General features: G+C 30.0%; 16 protein-coding genes and 1 other RNA gene. 16 read left to right on the forward strand and 1 reads right to left on the reverse strand.

The features are described 5' to 3' along the window. Positions 1 to 777: a threonine/serine exporter family protein gene (locus tag UF10_RS03155; protein WP_106776369.1), complete on the reverse strand. Its 777-nt coding sequence runs from the start codon at positions 775 to 777 to the stop codon at positions 1 to 3. 734 nt (positions 778 to 1511) lie between these two features. Between UF10_RS03155 and UF10_RS03160 the strand changes: the two genes are divergently transcribed. From UF10_RS03160 to asnA, 16 genes are all read left to right on the forward strand, one after another. Continuing rightward, a complete protein-coding gene (locus tag UF10_RS03160) occupies positions 1512 to 3158 on the forward strand; it encodes a cell wall-binding repeat-containing protein (RefSeq protein WP_106776370.1) in 1647 nt (548 codons plus the stop codon). A 336-nt stretch (positions 3159 to 3494) separates the two neighbouring features. Then, entirely contained in the window at positions 3495 to 4793 is a 1299-nt protein-coding gene (locus tag UF10_RS03165) for a cell wall-binding repeat-containing protein (RefSeq protein WP_106776371.1), read from the forward strand. 370 nt (positions 4794 to 5163) lie between these two features. Continuing rightward, positions 5164 to 5703, forward strand: coding sequence for a helix-turn-helix domain-containing protein (locus tag UF10_RS03170; RefSeq protein ID WP_106776372.1), 540 nt, complete (start codon positions 5164 to 5166; stop codon positions 5701 to 5703). Positions 5704 to 5725: 22 nt separating this feature from the next. Beyond that, positions 5726 to 6769, forward strand: coding sequence for a spermidine/putrescine ABC transporter ATP-binding protein (gene potA, locus UF10_RS03175; protein ID WP_106776373.1), 1044 nt, complete (start codon positions 5726 to 5728; stop codon positions 6767 to 6769). A 2-nt stretch (positions 6770 to 6771) separates the two neighbouring features. Then, a complete protein-coding gene (locus UF10_RS03180) occupies positions 6772 to 7647 on the forward strand; it encodes an ABC transporter permease (RefSeq protein ID WP_106776374.1) in 876 nt (291 codons plus the stop codon). Between the two features lie 103 nt (positions 7648 to 7750). Further along, positions 7751 to 8434, forward strand: coding sequence for an ABC transporter permease (locus UF10_RS03185; RefSeq protein ID WP_242969054.1), 684 nt, complete (start codon positions 7751 to 7753; stop codon positions 8432 to 8434). Between the two features lie 50 nt (positions 8435 to 8484). Then, entirely contained in the window at positions 8485 to 9513 is a 1029-nt protein-coding gene (locus tag UF10_RS03190) for an ABC transporter substrate-binding protein (protein ID WP_408633953.1), read from the forward strand. Positions 9514 to 9762: 249 nt separating this feature from the next. Further along, positions 9763 to 10503 carry a glycoside hydrolase family 73 protein gene (locus tag UF10_RS03195; protein ID WP_106776376.1) on the forward strand — a complete coding sequence of 247 codons (741 nt, stop codon included), beginning with the start codon at positions 9763 to 9765 and terminating at the stop codon, positions 10501 to 10503. A gap of 136 nt (positions 10504 to 10639) precedes the next feature. After that, an RNA gene (gene rnpB / locus UF10_RS03200) (RNase P RNA component class A) lies at positions 10640 to 10975 on the forward strand. A gap of 183 nt (positions 10976 to 11158) precedes the next feature. Beyond that, on the forward strand, positions 11159 to 14356 hold the full coding sequence (locus UF10_RS03205) for an SPOR domain-containing protein (RefSeq protein WP_106776377.1): 3198 nt from the start codon (positions 11159 to 11161) through the stop codon (positions 14354 to 14356). Positions 14357 to 14397: 41 nt separating this feature from the next. Then, the gene (locus UF10_RS03210) at positions 14398 to 16383 is read left to right on the forward strand and encodes a hypothetical protein (RefSeq protein WP_106776378.1); all 1986 of its coding nucleotides are present in this window, start codon (positions 14398 to 14400) and stop codon (positions 16381 to 16383) included. Positions 16384 to 16587: 204 nt separating this feature from the next. Next, positions 16588 to 16746, forward strand: coding sequence for a hypothetical protein (locus UF10_RS09190; protein ID WP_170062430.1), 159 nt, complete (start codon positions 16588 to 16590; stop codon positions 16744 to 16746). Between the two features lie 17 nt (positions 16747 to 16763). Then, the gene (gene galE, locus UF10_RS03215) at positions 16764 to 17786 is read left to right on the forward strand and encodes a UDP-glucose 4-epimerase GalE (protein ID WP_106776379.1); all 1023 of its coding nucleotides are present in this window, start codon (positions 16764 to 16766) and stop codon (positions 17784 to 17786) included. After that, positions 17750 to 18934 (forward strand): DUF3798 domain-containing protein, encoded by a 1185-nt coding sequence (locus tag UF10_RS03220; protein WP_106776380.1) that lies wholly within the window; start codon positions 17750 to 17752, stop codon positions 18932 to 18934. Before galE ends, UF10_RS03220 begins: the two co-directional genes overlap by 37 nt. 11 nt (positions 18935 to 18945) lie before the next feature. Continuing rightward, positions 18946 to 20133, forward strand: a complete 1188-nt coding sequence (locus tag UF10_RS03225; protein WP_170062438.1) for a DUF3798 domain-containing protein — start codon at positions 18946 to 18948, stop codon at positions 20131 to 20133. A 39-nt stretch (positions 20134 to 20172) separates the two neighbouring features. Continuing rightward, positions 20173 to 21177: an aspartate--ammonia ligase gene (asnA, locus tag UF10_RS03230; protein ID WP_106776382.1), complete on the forward strand. Its 1005-nt coding sequence runs from the start codon at positions 20173 to 20175 to the stop codon at positions 21175 to 21177. The last annotated feature ends 62 nt before the right edge of the window (positions 21178 to 21239 follow it).

Here is a 21239-nt window from a genome sequence, read left to right on the forward strand (position 1 = left end):
TTATACACCTCCTATTCCAAGTACAAGCGCTACACCAGAAGCTATTGCAGTCACGATTACGAACACCTCAAACAATCTCGAAGTTCCTGAAACTAGATTTCCTGAGATTAAATCTCTCATTGCCTTTACGAAGGAAACTCCAGGAAGAAGTGGCATAATAGAACCAACAATCAAGGCTGATGGTCTAGGAATTAACCCCCAATTATGCATAATAACTCCCATACCTGTAATTACAATTGAAGCTAGAAGTACAGAGAACATCATTATAGAACTGTATTTCATTGTTTTATCATATACAAAAGTACCAATTATAGATACTAATACAGTTAACATAAAGGTATGAATTTGATTACCACCTAAAGTTGCTGCAAAACCTGCAGATGCAACTCCTGTTCCTAAAAAATATATAAGACTGGGGTAAGCATTAAGCTTGTCAATCCTATGTAATTCTTTTATTTCTTCATTAATATCCGGGTCAACTTTGTTTACAAATTCTCTTGAAAAGTTATTTAATAGAGAAATTTTATCTAAATTCATTCCTCTCGTATCAATTGTCTTCATAAAACATAATCCATCAAACTTATCATCTGATATAATAATTACAGTTGGAGTAGTAAAGCAGTTTATATGATTGTATCCTCTAGATTTACATATCCGTAAAACACTGTCTTCTACTCTGTATGTTTCAGCTCCATTTTTTACCAATAATTCTCCAAGAAAAAGTGCAAGTTTAATAGTTTGCATTTTGTATTCTTTATCTTCAAGTTTATTTACCACGGATGTCCTCCTTTCTATACATATGTATACATCAATTAATTTTTATTATACTACAATAATTACTTGTAAAGTCTTAGTTTTAAGATGTTTATGAATACATGATTTCTATAAAAACTATATGAAAAATGCATTCACAAAAAAATGAAGCCTTTATGCTTCAAAATACATAAATACTATACAACATGTAAGTAGAAATGTATATACATATTTTAAAAAAATACATATATATATTATAACCAATAAAATAAATAATTCAATTGATAAAATAGTTTTTATTTTAAATAAAAAAAGAAATCTCTTTTACTAGGAATTACTTTTAAAATAGAAGAAGGATATAATGAATAAAAAAGATTTATATAAATAAAAAAATAAAAAAACATGTTCTTTGTATCTATATTTGTATAGATACAAATATAGATACAAATATAAACTTCTATAGATAGCTAATATTAATGAAAAAACTATTTTTATTAATATTAAATATAGTTTTTAAAATAGGAATTTATGGTATAATATTGAGTTGGAAATAGATACGTATATTTGATTTGTAGATTCGCTTATATTTATCCTATAAAGGGTGTATTTATAAGAAGCTTACAAATCATATTTTCTCTAGAGATACTTGACTTATAAGTAAAAGATAGAGAGATGTATATTATACGATAAAGCTTGCCATATTAAAAAATTTAATATTCAAGCTTAAAGATAGTAGTTTTAAAATAGGAGGAATATTTATGAAGAAGAAAATGTCAGTAGTTCTTTCGGCAACTTTAGCTCTAAATTTAATGGCTTTTAGTGCTAGCCAACTTTCAAGAGTAAATGCTGAAGAAGAAACAAGTCAGTTTGAAACGATTTCTAGCTTAGAAATAGATAATGTAAAAAGAAGCGAAGTAGAAGATAGTATATTAAAGCCAGGAATTCCAAATGCCCCAGTTCTAAAAATAGATGACTATGCAAGCGCAGTAGCGGATATAAGAAAAGATTTGAATAAAGATATCGAACTACCTTTATTTGTTAGCTCTTCTCAAAGTGCTATAAAAGGTAAGTTAATGAAGGGTGTGGGTGTAGCTCTTTATAAGCTTAGTGATGAAGATCTAAAGAAAAATGAATTTACACCAATAGCCAATGGAACAAATAGCGATAATCTAATATCTGATAGTAAATTCAGTATCCAATCAGAAAATGGGGATTTTTTACTTCCTTTTAAGAATGAAAATTTAAAACCAGGAGATCACATAGGAATATGTGTTTCATACTCAGTTAATAATCAAAATAAAACTTTTATAATTGATTCTATATACTTGGGTATAAACTCTCCTACAATAGCCCTTAATGAAAAGGTCGATGTTAAAACGCTAATAACAGGTCTTCCAAGTGATGCAATAATTGAGACTGTTAAGGAAGTAGACAGCTCTACAATAGGAAGTCATGAAGCTAAAATCAATATTAAGTATAAAAATACATCAACACCATTATCACTAGCTGTTTTAGTGAATGCTAATGGAGGCACAGGTCAGGAAAATATAGTTACAAGTCCTTATAGAGTTGCTGGAAGTAATAGATTTTCAACAAATATAGAGTCTATTAATAGAAACTTTGAAAAGGGGAAGGTCGACACAGCTATAGTAGCTTCTGGATTTAACTTTGCAGATCCACTAGCAGCTGGACCTTTAGCAATGAAGATGAACGCTCCAATAGTATTTTCTGGTGATAAAGGCTTAAACGCTGAAGCTATTAAGACAATAAATAATTTAGCTGTTAAGAATGTAATAATAGTTGGTGGAAATAACACAGTTCCAGCAAATGTAGAGACACAATTAAGCGGTCTAAATGTTAGAAGAATAGCAGGTGTGAATAGATATGAAACATCTAAGTTGATAGCAAAGGAATATGGTCCTTCTAGAAGTGCAATATTTACTGATGGTAGAATGTTTGCGGATGCACTATCAGCAACACCTTTGTCCAAGAAAATATCTGCACCAATAATTTTACTTAGAAATGAGAACAATATACCTGCAGATGTAAATAAATATAAAGATGCTTATATAGTTGGTGGTAAAAATTCAGTAAGTGTAGGAATCGAAAATAAATTAAAGAACTCAATAAATCCAGACAAGGTTTATAGGGTGTTTGGTGCAAATAGATCACAAACATCTACACAGGTAGCAAAACTTGTTAAATTCGAAAAAAATATTATAGCAAATGGAAATAGCTTTGCAGATGCTCTAAGTTCAGTAAATATGCTGAATACAGGTGGTAAAAACCTAGTCTTAGTTGGAGATACAAGAGCTTCAAATGATGCAATAGAGTTTATAAGTGGAAAGACTAATTACATAATAGGTGGTTATTCTACAGTTCCAAAATCAATATTAGGATTTTAATTAGAGAGTAGCTATTTAAAATCAATCGTATAGTAAAAGTATTATTTCTTTAAAAAGAGCCCTTTAGTGTGTACTAGAGGGCTTTTTTATTGTGAACATAATTTAGTGTAATTAAACTTTAAGTATTCAGAAAATATTGATTTTTATATCTATATATGTTAATCTAAAACTATAAGACTGCATTATTTTCTTTTATTTTATAATGTTGATTGAAGTAAAAAATTATTATTTATTAATAATTTGATATTTTACAAGAATTTATTTAAAAAGTATTTTATTTTTTTAATTGAAGGATATAATTTTAATTAAAAAAAGATTAATTAAGGAGGGGATTATATGAATAGTCGTAAAAAAATTAGTGTTTTATTGATTTCTAGCATTGCCTTATCATCTGGATTTATCCAAACTCCTGTTATGGCAGATACTAGTCAAACAGAGCACGTAGGGGATATAATCAATTACTCTCCTGAAATGATGGCGAGTGGTGAGGGGATAAACCCTAGAAAAATTGTAGATAGAAGCTCTATAAAAGAGATAACAACTTTGTATAGGGAATCGGAAAAAATAGAATTAGATAGTTCAAAGATTTTAGATAATTATGATCTATATTTGAACTTTGCCAATAATGTTACCATAGGATTTAGAACGAAGGAACTGGACGGAGATTATTTGGGCTATTGTACTACTGGAGGTCAAATAGTTCCTTTTAAAACAAAAGAAAATATAGCTGTGAAAATATTAGAGATAATTAGAAATACAAACAAGTTTACTGATTATTATGATGACGGACAATCAATACGTGAAGGAGACTCTGTTGCAAAAGCAATTGAGCTAAGTAGAGCAAGCTATTCTTCAGCTGAAAACGTTGTAATTACAGGCGTAGATGGTATTGCAGACTCACTTGCATCAGCACCATTATCAAGCTTTTTAAAAGCACCAGTACTTGTTACAGAAAAAGAAAGTTTAAGGAGCGATTTAGAAGCTGAAATCAAAAGGTTGGGAGCGAAAAATATATACTTTACATCTGGAAACAATGTTATAAGTTCTGGAATAAAAGATAAATTAAAGAAAAATGGGTATAATATAAATGATCTCTCTTCTAGAAATAGATACGAAACTGCTGAAAAGATAGCACAGTATTTAATTTCAGAGGATGGAAGTGGAGAAAAAACTATTTTAATTAATGGGAAAAATTATGCCGATGCACCTTCGATATCAGCATTTTCTTATGAACATAGAGCTCCCATACTACTTACAAATGGTAAAATATTAAGAAAAGAAACATTTGATATCATTAAGAAAAATGAAAACCTATTGATAGTAGGGGGGTACAATTCTATACCAGAAGCTATGCAAAATAAATTAAGTGATAATTATATCAAGAATGCTAGACTGGATGGTAAGAATAGATACGAAACTTCTAGAAATATAGTATCTGGATTATTTACCGATACAGATAAACTTTTGATTGCTGATGGAAACAAGGATTTAGCTGCAGGAATAATATCAGCAGGATACTGTGTCAAAAATGATAGGCCATTATTACTTATAAAAAAAGGCGACAAAAATAATGCTTTGCTAAAAGATAAGGGAGTAATGTACTTATCTATCAAATCATACGAAAATTTACATTAATAATATTAACCAATACTTTAAGATAGCTTACTGAAATATTCCTCAGTAGGCTATTTTTGTTTAAAATAAAAAAGTTTATATCTAGTAAACAATTAAGCATCTTTTATTAAACTTCGATAATTTTAAAAGCTCCATAAGGTGTTGAATATACGGCTTTGGGTGAGAAAATATTTTTTCTTGATTATTTCAAAAAAATCATTGATTTTTTTCTGTCTAGCATATATAATTAATCTTGTTTAATAATTATAAACAAATAGTTTAGTGTTTGCTAACTTAAATGCGATAATATTTAAGGAATTAAAATATTATACATAAATATTTTTAAGTACAAAAACATTATATAAAGCTAATAGGAATGGAGGGAATTTAGATGGATATTGGTGAGAAGATTAAAAGACTGCGTACAGAAAAACAGCTGACCCAGGAAGAATTGGCAAATCGATGTGAATTGTCAAAGGGGTTTATTTCACAATTAGAAAATGACTTAACATCACCGTCGATTGCTACATTGGTAGATATATTAGAGATACTAGGAACGAACTTGAGAGACTTTTTTGCTGAAGAGGTTACAGAAAAAATAACTTTCAAAAAAGATGATATGTTTGAAACAGAAGATTTTGAACTGGGATATAAATTTAAGTGGCTGGTTCCAAACTCTCAAAAAAATGATATGGAGCCTGTTCTAGTGAAGGTCGAAGCAGGTGGAAGGTATAAGGAAGATAAGCCTCATGAAGGTGAAGAGTTCGGATATGTTTTGAAGGGAACAATATGCCTATATATAGGCGATAAGAAGTTAAAGGTAAGAAAAGGCGAAAGCTTTTATTACAAACCAAAAAAGAATCATTATATTACGAATGAAGGGAAGACTCCAGCTGAATTAATATGGATTAGCTGCCCACCGTCATTCTAATTTTAATAAAGGGGTGAAGTATTTGAAAAATAAATTAATAGAGTTGAAAAATATTTCAAAATCATTTGATGAAAATACAGTGTTAGATAATTTTAATCTTACTATAAATGAAAATGAATTTTTAACACTTTTAGGTCCAAGTGGATGTGGTAAAACGACACTTTTGAGGATAATAGCAGGATTTGAGTTTGCTGATGAGGGAGATGTGTACTTTGGCGGTTACAAGGTTAATAGTGTGCCAGCTTATCAAAGAAATATAAATACAGTATTTCAGAAGTATGCTCTGTTTCCACATATGGATGTCTATGATAATATAGCTTTTGGTTTAAAAATCAAAAAGCTAGATAAAGAAACTATAGATGAAAAAGTAAAAAATATGTTAGCTTTAGTATCTTTGGCTGGCTATGAAAAAAGATCTGTAACAAGTTTGTCTGGAGGACAGCAGCAGAGAGTAGCTATAGCTAGGGCTCTAGTAAATGAACCAAAGGTATTATTATTGGATGAACCTTTGGGTGCGCTTGACTTGAAATTAAGACAAGAAATGCAAAGCGAACTAAAAAAAATACAGAAAAAATTAGGAATTACATTTATATTTGTAACACATGATCAAGAAGAGGCTTTGAGTATGAGTGACACCATAGTAGTTTTAGACAAGGGTGTTATACAGCAAATAGGAAGTCCAGTAGATATATATAATGAGCCACAAAATGCATTTGTAGCAAACTTTATCGGAGAGAGTAATATAGTAGATGGAGTGATGCATAATGACTTTGATGTAGAATTTTGTGGAAAAAGATTTGAGTGTGTTGATAAGGGATTTAAAAAAGATGAAGAAGTAGAGGTTGTAATTAGACCAGAAGACATATCTATGGTAAGTGCAGATGAGGGAATGCTAAGAGGTATAGTCAAGTCATCAATATTCAAGGGTGTTCATTATGAAATAGAAGTAGAAGAAGAAGGGAGAAAATGGCTTCTTCAAAATACTAAAAGTGCCAGAATAGGAAGCGAACTAGGGATGGCATTTACACCTGAGGATATTCATATAATGCATAAAGGAGATGCATAGATATGAAGAAGATAAGAAAAAATACAGAGGCAGACAAGAGAACTAGTAGAATGGCCTATCCCTATGCACTATGGTCAGTAATCTTTATTCTTGTACCGCTAGTATTAGTTGTTTTTTATAGTTTTACACAAACATCAGATCTTGGTGTTACTTCTTTTACTTTTGACAACTATAAAGAAGTATTTAATCCTTTGTTTTATAAGGTATTTTTTAGATCATTTATCTTGTCAGGAGCAGCTACAATAGTCTGTATATTAATAGGATATCCAGTAGCATACATAATATCAAAGATGGATATTAGCAAAGGCTCAACTTTAATTTTGCTATTTATACTTCCTATGTGGATGAACTTTCTTCTTAGAACATATGCATGGATAGCTATATTAGGTAAAAATGGGCTTTTAAATAATTTTTTAGCTTTATTTGGGTTACATCCAAATTCTATATTATATACAAGTACTGCAGTTTTGTTGGGTATGGTATATAACTTTTTACCTTTTATGGTACTTCCTATCTATACAACTTTACAGAAGATAGATGGTGATTTGATTAATGCAGCCAAGGATTTGGGTGCAAATGATATTACTGTTTTTAGAAAAGTAATATTCCCCCTTAGTATTCCTGGAGTAATGAGTGGTGTGACTATGGTATTTATGCCTTGTGTTACAACATTTGCAATATCAAGGTTACTTGGTGGCGGAAAGACTATGCTAGTGGGTGATTTAATTGAACAGCAGTTTACTACAGTAGGAGATTGGAACTTTGGTTCGGCAGTTTCTATTGTTATGATGTTGATTATACTAGTATTTATGGGGATTATGAATAAGGTTGATAGAGAAGCTACGGAAGGGGGCGAACACAGTGTTAGGACAAAGTAAGAGAAGAAAGATATTCTCAAATATATATTTAGTATTAGTGTTTATTTTCCTATACGCACCCATAGCAGCCTTGATTATTTTCTCTTTTAATAAATCAAAATCAATGGGTCATATTACAGGATTTACTCTACAGTGGTATAAACAACTTTTACAAAATGATACTATAATGAGTGCACTTTACTATACATTGACAATTGCCATACTTGCATCAGTTATTTCTACAATTTTTGGAACAATAACATCTATTGGTATATTTAAGATGAGGGGCAAAGCAAGGATGACTCTTTTAAATATAAACTATCTTCCAGTTCTTAACACTGAGATAGTAACAGGTATTGCGATAATGAGTTTATTTGCATTTTTTAAAATGAACTTCGGCTTTAAGACTATGCTTTTATCACATATAATGTTTTGTACGCCTTATGTGATATTATCGGTTCTTCCAAAGTTAAGGCAGCTTCCTGAAAATGTAGAAGAAGCAGCACTTGATCTTGGAGCAACACCTTGGTTTGCCATAAGAAAGATTGTTATACCACAGATTAAGCCAGGAATTATTTCAGGGTTTTTGATGGCGTTTACAATGTCTATAGATGACTTTGTAATATCATTTTTCAATACAGGAAATGGAGTAAGTAATCTATCTATAGAGATATATGGTATGGCTAGAAGAGGTATAAAACCAGAGATAAATGCCCTGTCTACTCTTATGTTTACTACTGTTTTGATACTTTTATTCCTTGCAAATAGAAGGGATTCTATTATCAAGCAGGCTTCTAATAGAATGTAGGTGAAGAGGAGGATATTATGAGAAAAAATAAAGCATTAAAAATAATATTTATGCTATCAATAATTATATCAACTTCATTTTTCTTTTCAGGATGTAAGTCTGGTGGGCAAGACTCTTCAAAGGTATTAAATGTATACAATGTTGGTGATTATATAGATGAAAGTCTTATAAAGGAATTTGAGAAAAAAACAGGTATAAAAGTACAGTATTCAACTTATGATACAAATGAAATGATGTATCAGAAAGTAAAAAGTGGAAGCACAAAGTATGATTTAATATTCCCATCTGATTACATGGTGCAAAAGATGAGTAATGAAGGTCTATTAAAAAAGATAAATTACAATAATATACCAAACTATAAATATATAGATAAAGAATTTTTAAACAGTAAGTACGATCCAGAAAATCTTTATTCTGTACCATATATGTGGGGTACTCTAGGTATAGTTTACAATAAAAATTTAGTAGATGAAAAAGTTGATAATTGGGATATACTGTGGGATCAAAAATATAGAAGAAATATACTTATGTTTGACTCAGTAAGGGATACTATGGGAGTAGCTTTGAAAAAGTTAGGATATAGTATGAATACGAAAAACCCAAAAGAAATTGAGGAAGCTACAAAGCTTTTAATAAAACAAAAACCTTTAGTTTTGGCATATGTTAATGATGACGGTAAGGACAGAATGATAGGAAATGAAGCGACTATGGGTATCTTTTACTCAGGAGATGTTCCTATGATGAAAGAAGAAAATCCAGACCTAGAGTATGCTATTCCAAAAGAAGGTAGTAATATCTGGACAGATGCTATATGTATTCCTAATACAGCAGATAATCAGGATTGGGCAGAGGCTTTTATAAACTTCTTGTGTGATCCAGATGTCAACGCTAGAAATACAGAATATATAGGCTATTCAACTCCAATATCAGAAGGTAGAAAGAAATTACCTAAAGAGATGAGAGAAGATCCTAGTCTATATCCAGATAAAGACATAATAAAAAAATGCGAGGCCTTTCTAGACCTTGGGTCAACGATTAAGATCTATGATAAATCTTGGATACAATTAAAAAGTAATTAGTATATAAGTCGAAGTGAGTTTTTTACTTCGACTTTATTTTTTATTATTCTTTAGAAAAGCTTAAGACTTGATTTATTGACATAATTAACATTATTTAAGATAATATCATTAGATTTAAGAATGTACTTAAGCTAAAGTATAGACTTTTGTATAGAATAGACTAAGGTATATTATTGTTAGTTAATTTTACTATTTTATTATATATAAGATGATAAAATTATAAGGAGCAATAAATTCAGAGGAGATAGTATGGATATATGTATAGAAAAAAGAAGTTTATTTTCTGAAGAAGAAATAATAAATAATATCAATAGAAATAACACTTTATATAGAAGTGGAAAGGTATCTAAAAGTAAGAAAAGAATTAAAAGAAAGAGAAAGAGAAATAAGAAAAGAAAAAAATGGCCAATGCTTATTTTAATATTATTCTTTATATTTGTCTATGGAACAGTAACAAATATAAGAAATTCAAATAATTTAATGATTGATAAAAATAACATTGATAAAGAAGAATTTATATCTAGAGTGGAGAAGGTAGCAGTAAGTGAGTATGAAAAAAGTGGTATTTTGCCTTCAATTACAATATCTCAGGCTATTTTGGAGTCGAGTTGGGGTAATTCTAGATTATCAATGGAAGGTAATAATTTATTTGGAATTAAGGCCGATAAGTCTTGGAGTGGAGAGAAAATCAACTTTACCACAGAGGAGTATAAAGATAATTATGAAAAAGCTGATTTTAGAAAGTATAACTCTTGGGAAGACAGTATAAAAGACCATAGTAAATTCCTTATGGAAAATAAAAGATACTTAAATAGCGGACTCTTTAATAGTAAAGGATATAAGGAACAAGCAAAAGCACTTGAAGATGCAGGCTATGCAACAACAATAGATTCGGCTGGAAATAAAATCTATGCTGAAAAATTAATCAGGGTAATAGAGAGCTATAAATTATATGAAATAGATAATAAAGTAATTAATAAAAGTGAATAATTTAAAGTAATTAATAAATTGTAGATTTTAAAATAAAAAATAGTATACTTTATAGTCGTATTTTAAAATATAAATAAATTATGTTTTTATAAAAAGGTTTATTTTTATTGAAAAGTATGGTAAAATAGTTAATTGTTGAGTACAGCAGATGATCGCAGGCAGAAATGCGTGAGGAAAGTCGGAGCACCACAGAGCAGGGTGCTAGGTAACGCCTAGTGAGAGCAATCTTAAGGACAGTGCAACAGAGAGATACCGCCGTTTTATACGGTAAGGGTGGAAAGGCGAGGTAAGAGCTCACCAGCGCATAGGTGACTATGTGGCTATGTAAACCCCACCTGGTGCAAGGCCAAGTTAGGAATTAGGAGTGTAGCTCGCACTCCCCAGATGGTAGGCCGCTTGAATCTATTGGTGACAATAGGTCTAGAAAGATGATCATCTAATACAGAACTCCGCTTATAGCTGTGCTTAATAAAAATAGCTGCATTGTTTTTTCAATGCAGCTATTTTTATTAATAATGTGAAATAGGTCTAAACAAATACATTGAGGAGTGTATCAGTACATATTTATATGGATTTATACAGCCAGATATTGTATAATAGAAATGTATATTGCAAAACATTTTTTGCGAAACTTAACTAGTAAGGAGTGAAGGTTTTGGATAACTATGGAAAAGAATTAATCCAATCTGCTGTTAAAGAGGTAGATAGGAAGTTTATAGAAAATAAATATGAATTTAATCGCGAACTAAATAACGCACTAAGAAACAAATACAATAAAGTAGAGAAAGATGAAGAAAAATATATAGGACTTTTAAAGTTTAATGTGATCTACTATAAAGCCATTATAAAAAAATTGGAAACTATAATGGAAATGTGGATACAAAACGGGGTAATATCAAGTACAGAATCTGTAGATAAAAGTATAGAAAATATTACTAGATCTTCAAGAAAGTATGTCAATGAGGCTATGAAAGGTGGTCCTCAACATCTAAATGACAAGGACAAAGAGATATTCTTCTCTTATGATAATAACAGTGGATTAGAAAGAATTGAAAAAGTAGAAAATGACTATAAAATATTAAATATCTACAAGGATATGCTGGGAATGGTAATAACTGAAATTTCTAGTAATGTAGACAAGTATAAAGTTATTTTGGATATGAATGTAGCTGAAGTAAAGATTGACACAATGGATGAAATATTTAAAATGGTCAATGAAATCCTATTTAGCGAAGATCCTTCTAAAAGTGAATTTGAAGATGAAGCATTGGTAGGGGATGAAGAAATTACAAGTACTAATGTTGAAGACTCAGATAAATGCACAAGCTTTAAAAAGTATGTATCAATGATTAGTACACCAGAAATTTCTGTTAAAATTAATGATATGTTCAGAAGGTCAAATGATTTAGAAGGGGTTGAAGAAGGAGATTCATATCTTTTTTCAGTTGGAATGAAAGATTATGTTTCTTGTATGGTTCTTTTGCAAGATTATCTACCAGAAGACAATAGAGCATTTATAAAAAATATTTTTAGAATGTTTGTAGTGGGTAAAATCAGTGAAGAGAAGTTCAAAGAAATATGTGACAGTTTTATAAGAGACTATACTTTTCTTGATAAAAGAACTTGGTTGGAGTGTCAGAAGAATGTAAAGTCAGATTTTAATTTAAAAAACAATAACTTCTTTGGTGAAAGAAGTATAGATCATAATATAGAAGGACTTTCCAATGATGAAATAATAGAACTACTAATTCATCTTGAAGATGGAATGAGTATAGCAGAAGGTATAGAGTATGCAATAGAAGATTCTTTTGTAAGACAAGATGAAGAAAATATTACTGGATTTGCTCAAAAAATCAAGCAAGGTTTTTCTTCTCTTTCAGATAAGTTAAAAATAAATGAAAGTCATGGAGATGAAGAATATGGTGACTTGGAAGAAGACTTTGATGAAGAGTTTTATGATGATGAATTTGAAGACGATATAGATGATTATAACGAAGAGTATGATGACAAAGAAAGTTTTACTAGCAAAATAAAAAATCTATTTAGTAAGCATAAATATGATGATGATCTTGAAGATGAGTCGGATGATTATTATGATGAGGATGAATTTGAAGATGATGTCGAAGATTATGAGATAGATCCAGAAATGTTTACTGGAGATGAAGCGATTCAAGATGAAGGCGCTATCGAAATACTAAAGATGCGAGAAAAAAGTAAGAGAAGAGAAGACGAAAGAATTAAGAAAGAATATGATAAGTTACAAAGTGAAAGACAGTTAACTGAGGAAATAAATAAAAATGGTTCGATGTCTTTTGTAGAAGATGAAGATATAATATTTGATGAAAATGACTATGTATATAAAAAAGACAAGGAAGTAAGAAGAGATTCATCAGAAAAAATAAATAAGGATCTATTTGATAATACTATAAATGGAGAAATATCTTTAGATGAAGAAAGAATACAAGAAGATACTGAAAAGGAGTCAAGTATAAAACAATCTATCACTCCTGATGATCTTGAAAAGTATAATAAGGAAGAAAAAAATGAGTTTAAACCTATCTTAGGAGAAACTCAAAGACTTCATACTGGTAATATCAGAAGATCTGATGATGAGACAACAGTAATAGAATTAGGAGCTTTGGATAGTGTTAGAGAAAAGAATAAAAAACATCCTCATATAAAAGATGATGTGCAGAAGATAGATAGAAAGAAAAAAATCTACTCTTATGAGGAGTCATTGCCATCAAAGTTAAAAGCGGATGAAGATAAAAAAGAATCTGAAGTAAAAAAAATAGAAAAGAAAACAGATGATAAAGATGCGAAGCTTAAGAAAATGAATGATGGACATGTATTTGAAGAGTTGGAAGCTATGAAGGCTATGAATTGCAAAGATATCTCTGTAACACCAACTGATTCAAATAAGAAAGAAAAGGTGGACCTATCTTCTTTTGGAAAAAACAAACACAAAAATAAATCTAATAAAAAGCTTAGCGTAGATAAAGTGACTAGCACTGAGAAAGTAGCTAGCAAGAATGACAGGCCGAAAAAAGAAGAGTTAAAGCAAGAAAAAGAAAATAAAAAATCAATAGATATAAAAAGCAAAATAGGGAATATAGGTAAGGGAATTGTAGGAGATGATACTGGTGAAACTGTTATGTTCTCTAAGAAGAAGATGATAAGAGATACTGTAATAGTAGTGGCAATAGTAGTATTAATATTCTTCTCATACATATTTATTATCAAAGGATTTAAGGTTCCAACAGTAGAAGAGACTAATAAGAATACGAAAATAGCACAAGAAGCAAAGAATAAAACAAATGTAGACTCTTATAATAAGGGATTAAATAAGGACACAAAGGACATTACTCAAAAGACTGAAAAAGAAAAAGAAAAAGATGAAATTGAAGCTAAGGCAGGAGAACTGGATAGAGAAGCCGCAAAGTATAAAGGGCAAAAGGGTGTTTACTATACAGTATTTGTTGGAGCTACAAAGGATAAGGATGGTGCTGAATCTGTTGCATATAATTTTGCACAAAGAGGTATAGACTCTAAAGTTGTAAGAAATGGTGGTTATTATATGCTAAAGGTAGGAGAATACTTTGATTATAATCAAGCATACTCCCAGTCACAAAAGATTAGTTCAAAAGGAATACAAAATTATATAGCTGCTCAGAATAAATATTATGATTTAAAGATTGAAGCATATCAAACTAGAATACCTAACTTGTCTGCGGATCAGCTTAAGACTGATTATGAAGATCTCAAAAATCAAATATCTTCAACAGGAAAAAATTCTCAATATGTTACAAACTTAGATGAAATTTATTCAGAGGCTATAAAAGAAAAACAATAAATTCACTGTATTAATATACTGATATTAAGGAGGAACAGGTTTTGTTAAAACTTGGAGAAAAAATAATATTTAGTATAAAATCTGGATTCAGTCTAAATGGCGGTTACGATTACAATTTAGATGATAAGTGCTTGCAATTAACAAACCTTGGAAACATATATGTTTCCAAGGTTGATTGTTTACCAGAAGAATGTTCAGATTTTATTATGTATGACTATTCTGAAGAAGGAATTAATCTGTATTCAGAGCTAGATGGCGAAAGTATTAATATTATTTCTGAAGAATTACCATTTAAACTCATAGAGGGTAATCATAAGACAGAAATAAAATTAAGCCTAATTATGATATTAGATTTCGAAGAATTTGCAAAAATTGATGAAGAAATCAAAAATATGATATTTGATTTTAGGCAAGGTGACATTATAATGACAGCAGATGGTAAGCATATATTTGCTGGAGAGCTAGAAAAAGAAGATGCAAGGCTAATATTTAATAGTGGAAGAAATCGATTTGAATTGAACTTTGAAGATGTTGAAAGCTTCTCTGAATCGTTTAATCGAATAAATTTTAAGGGATACTTCTATATGGATACAAACTCCATAGTTATGAGAAATATTTCTTTTGTAGGAGCGATCGAGCAATATCTATTACCGAGAGACTTCGAAAAAATACTATCTGAAAATAAAAAAATTGGAAGACTACCGAAAGAAGATCCTGTGGTTTTTTGTAAGGTTACGGGAAGAATAAAAGAAAAAACATATTTATCTAAGAATATGTTTCTTATAAACCATGATGATTTATTTGTGTTTTATGAAAAGAAACAAAAGAATGAAGTTATATGTAAGGAAATTAGCAACTTTACTAAATACGATTTGGGAAATGGAAATTATATAATTTACGACGGTGATGATGTATACAATATGTACATTAATAAAAATGACGCAGAAATGGTAGGGTTTAATAGTATGGGCGAAATTAATGAGAAATATATAGGTTATACAGAAGGTATGAGACCTTTCTTCATAGAGATTGACAAAGATTTAATAAAAATAGGCAACTCTAAAGAAAATTCTGTACTAAATATTAAAAAAGAAGAAATTTCCGAAATAAATATTCATGAAGAAAAGAAAACAGTAAATGAAAATCTGATCAATATTCAAATTAGGTATGCGAATAAAAAAGTAAACTTGAACTTAAGTAGAAAACTAGTTCCAGAGTTAATTGATGATGTATTTTCAGGTTATCAAAACTCACTATTTGACTATGTGTCAGTAGAAGAAAGTTATCTAAATTGGGTTAAGACCGTTTCTGATATGGTAGTTTACAATCTATTTGGTGAAATATATGGATTAAGCGGCAAGCTACCTATGGGTAGACCAGAAAACTATGACACACTAGAATGGGTAGATTTTATTAACGATTTTCATGAGGAAATTGAGTCCCAAAAAAGAAATACTGATGAAATCACAGTATACCTTACAGATATACTAGAAAAAAATGAGTTGAAATACTTTAAAGGTTTAGGGAAAGAATGTGATACATCTAGTCTCGAAAAGTTAAGCTCACTTTTAATTGAAATGAGAAGAGATTTAAATTATGATTTAAATGATATCCTTAAGAAATTTGAGATGTTAGATTATTTAATTTTGCCTAAAAACATGAGAAAATCATCAATCAGACTTCTAAAAGAAAGTCAAATATATCAAATAGAATATTTTGGTAAGATGGCCCTTAAAAAGATAAGACATTTAATTTATGCTATGCTACCATATTATATAGAAAAGACTATAAAGAGTATATTTGAAATATACTTTAAAATATATGAAAATTATGAAGGAATAGATGAAATAGAATTAAAAACTGAGTTAATGAATAGAATAAAATCTGCTTATATATTTAAACAGTTCTCTATCAGTGAAGAATCCTGTGTATTGAGAAAAGATGCAATAGATGACTTATATTCACTGGTTAAATTTTCTTCTATGAGAATTGATAGTGAATTTTACTATACTGGTGGATACAGATAGAAAGTTATTTTATAGCTTATAATAAATAAAATTGTATGATTTATGGAAAGCTATGAGAAAATGTAGTATTATAGGTAGTATATTCTTTTTGTATATTATTTTTAGTTATAGTTAGTAATTAATAAAGACAGTGCTTGTATAAGATATAATATATTTATAATTGACTTGAAGGGAATGGTTAAAGTTATGTTGATAAGCGATATAATGAATAGAGAATATAAATTATGTGAATTTGATGAAAGAGAAAAAAGCGTGTTATATCGACTAGTAGATTTAGATGATCTACTTTTAGAAGATGCTAATATTGATGAAGATAATATTTTGGAAATTGTGGATCCAGATATAGCGGGCAAACTTATTTAGAGGAGATGATAAATTTTATGGATACAATATTATTAGCGGGTGGTGCAGGCTATATAGGAAGTCATACTGCCGTAGAACTATTAAATTCTGGTTATAAAGTTATAATAGTTGACAACTACTCTAATAGCTATCCAATTGTAATAGATAGGATTGAAAAAATCACTTCAAAGAGACCTACTGTATATGAAACAGATACTAGAAGTAAAGATTTTGAAAAAGTATTTAAAGAAAATAAAATAGATGCAGTAATAGATTTTGCAGCATATAAATCAGTTGGAGATTCAGTAAAGGAACCTTTAAAATATTATGATAATAATATTTTATCACTTTTAAATACATTGAATCTGATGAAGAAATACAATGTCAATAACTTTGTTTTCAGTTCATCGGCAACTGTATATGGAAGTGTTCCAGATGAGGATCTTCCAGTAGATGAAGATTATGGTAGAACTACTACTAATCCTTATGGAAACACAAAGCTAATGGGAGAAGAAATTCTTGAAGACTTATCACATTCAGATAAACAATTTAATAGTATTATTTTGAGATACTTCAATCCAATAGGCGCACATAAATCGGGGCTTATTGGTGAGGAGAGTACAGAAGTTCCAGCAAACATTATGCCTTATCTTACAAAGGTGGCTATTGGTGAGCTTCCATATCTTAGAGTGTTTGGAGATGACTATGAAACAGCTGACGGTACTGGTGTAAGAGATTATATACACGTTGTAGACTTGGCAGTTGGTCATGTAAAGGCTCTAGAGAGAATCTTACACAAGAATACAGGGCTAGAATATTATAATCTTGGAACAGGTAGAGGCTACAGTGTGATGGAACTTATAAATGAATTCTCAGCTGTTAGTGGAATAGATATTCCATATAAGGTTATTAAAAGAAGAGAAGGAGATGCAGCATCTTCTTATGCAGATTCGTCAAGAGCAAAGAAAATATTGGGCTGGGAAGCAGTTCATAACTTGAAAGATATGTGTGAAGATTCTTGGAGATGGCAGAAGATGAATCCCAAAGGATATATAGAGTAACAGTTGTAAATCAAAAAGATAGTGGAGGAGGATTTATGTTCAAAAAACTTGTTTCTGTTGTTTTGATTACAATGCTAGTTATTCTTATACCTGGATGTAGCAATGACAAAAGCGTGAAATCAGACAACAAAGATATCACTAATAAAAAGGCTGAGGTAACAATATATTTGCCTGAAGGACAGGATATAGATAATAAGTATAAAGATGATATTGATATAGCGGTCAACTATCTTCCAGATAATGGTAAAGATTTTACCAAAAAAGATGTAGACACTATTGTAAATAATATAGATAAACACGTAAAGGTATTAGTTATTAGCACTGAAAAAAGTGGTCTAAGCGATGTGTTTAAAAAGGTGAAAGAAAAATTGCCAGGTGTAATAACAGTAGCAGGCGATATAGGAGAAATGCACAATGATAAATTCGCTTCTCTTTTGAAAAACCCGAATCTAGATGTAGGATTTAGAGTAGAAAAAAATAAGTGTGGGAAATTAGCAGCTGAAATGGCCGAGCAGATGAATGCAAATAAATTTTTATATTTATATTTAGAAGACACTAAAGAAAATCCAAATCTATATGAAGATATTAGTCAAGCAAAAGCATACTGTGATAAAAATGGGATGGCTTTTTCAAAGCTTGCAGTAAAAAAAGAAGATATAAACTCAGGACTTGCTGAAAAAATAAAAGCTATACAGCCTGATAAGATTGAAAATTTAGCAGTATATCCTGCTAGCTCAGCCTTATCAAAGGAAGTACTTAACGGTGCAGTTAAGAATTCTTATATAATTCCATATCTAAATAGTGGACAAGACGGCAATTTGCTATCTGACAAACTGAACTTGGATAAGGAATATAAAGAGCTAAGTAGATTATCATTTGATAAAAAAGTTCAGGACAAACTAAGTAAAATAAATATGGATGGAAAAATAGCTGGAATATCAGAAGGTGTTGATTCAGTGCCAGCTGAACTAACAATAGAAATAGCAAAATATATGTATGAAAGAAACTATATGATAGAAGAATGCTATACTGATGATTCTGTAAAAGACAGAGCGAATAGAATGCTAGATTTATCGATACTTCCAGAATACATCGGAGCATCTTCAGGATATATAAAGAATCTATCAATTAGTCCAAGAGTGTATTAATGGAGGGAAAGATGAATAAAAAATTTAAAAAAATTCTTCTTGCATCTACTTCTATAGTTTTATCATCACTTCTATTGATTGGATGTTCAGGAAAAGAAAGCAAAAACCAAGCTGAACTACTAGACAGTAAAAAAGATTTAAATACCAAAGTAGCAATAGTAACTCAGAGTAAGAAGGAAAATGAAAGAGCATTTTCTTCTGCAGAATCAGAGAAACTAAACAGTCTATACAGAATAGAAAGAGATCCAAAGAAAAAAAGTAGTGTAGAGCACTTTGTTTTGCCAGACAACTTTGAGAGTAATGAAAAAGCTACTAGAGATGTATTTGATAAAATAAAAAAAGATAAAAAAATAAATGTTTTAGTTTTATCTTCAAACAAATCAGGAAGCCTACCGTACATTAAAGATTTAAAAAAAGAAAGAAAAGATATAATGACTATTTCAGCTAACTTAAATGAAGATGACAATAGTCTTATCGATACTTTTGATTTAAACTTTGAGACCGCTGATATTGACAGAGGTGAAAGAATAGCCGAACTTGCAAAGTCACTGGGTGCTGAAAGATTTATTTACTTTGCTTCAGATAAAGATTTAAGTAATGAAAAAAATAAAAAAATACTGGATGGAATAGTATCTAAGTCAAAACAATGTGATATGCCTACTGAGGAGATAAAAATAGCAAATGAATTGAACTCCTATGAAAAGAAAGCTTTCCTATCAAATAAAATTGATGAGTTAGTGAAAAAGTATGGAAAAGATATAAATATATATAGCTTTGATAGCGAGTTAGATGAAGTGTTGGCTAGTAAACTTTTGGAGCAGAAATTTTTTGTTGCTGAGTTTTCCAAGCCAAATGTATCAAAGCTACTGATGAATATATATGGAATAAAGGGAATTTCAAGAATGCAGGAAAATTTTGTATGGATGAATTCTCAAATAGGAACATTTTTAAGAGTTAATCATGATATAGAAAGAAGAGTGGGATCAAGTGGAGTGGATGCAGACTCTTATATTATTAAATTTGCTTCTGACCTAGGAGCAAATCTTAAGAGCAAGAATAAGGGAGCTCAAACAGCCTATAACTCATACTTCTTAGAAAAGATATCTAGAGCAAGAGGAAAAACTGAAAGTGGATTTGTGAATAAGTATAAGGGTGTGGGTAATTTTAAAATTATTGATCCAGACCAAATAGTTTATTAATACTTATACGCAAAAATAAATTATTAGGAGAGATTTAATATGGTTATGATTATACCGAAAGATTACAAGTGTAAACTTGGAGTATTGGAAACACAGAAAGCTATAAAGAATTTAAAGGACTTTTTTCAAACAGAATTAAGTAAAGAACTAAATTTATTGAGAGTTTCTTCACCTTTATTTGTATTGCCTGAATCAGGTACAAATGATAATTTAAGTGGAGTAGAAACACCAGTAAGTTTTAGTGTACCCTTTTTAAATAAAAAAGCTGAAATAGTACAGTCACTTGCAAAGTGGAAAAGAGTAGCAATTAAAAAGTATGGTATTCCAGTAGAAGAAGGAATATATGCAGATATGAATGCTATAAGAAAAGATGAAGAGTTAGACAATATACATTCATTTTATGTTGACCAGTGGGACTGGGAATATAGAATCAATAAAAGCGATAGAAACTATGAAAAATTAGTTTGGATAGTAGAAAAAATATATAAGGTTTTCAAAGAAACAGATATGTATATATCAGAGCAGTATCCAGTATTTGAACCAATGCTACCAGAACATATCACTTTTGTATCTTCACAGGATTTGGAAAGTGAATGGCCAAATTTGGAACCAAAGGAAAGAGAAAGAAGAATTGTTAAAAGACACAAAGCTGTATTTTTAACTGAAATAGGAAAAACTCTAGAATCAGGAGAAAAACATGATGGAAGATCACCAGATTATGATGACTGGGAATTAAATGGAGACTTTTTATTCTATAATCCTACTCTAGATGATGTTATAGAACTATCATCTATGGGTATAAGAGTAGATGAAGACTCTTTAGAAAAACAGTTAGAAATTGCTGGTGCTGAAGACAGAAAAAATCTTGAGTATCATAGACTTCTATTAAATGGAGAGTTGCCTTACACAATAGGTGGTGGAATAGGACAATCAAGAATATGTATGTTTTTCCTTAGAAAAGCACATATAGGTGAAGTTCAGGTTGGTATATGGCCAAAGGGAATGATTAAGGATTGTGCAGCAGCAGGGATTGACCTATTATAATAGCTAGATAGCTTATATTAATAAATGGAGTATATTGATAGAAATTTTAATTAGTTATTACA

Source organism: Peptostreptococcus russellii (genome assembly GCF_003012055.1).
Classification (GTDB): Bacteria; Bacillota; Clostridia; order Peptostreptococcales; family Peptostreptococcaceae; genus Peptostreptococcus; species Peptostreptococcus russellii.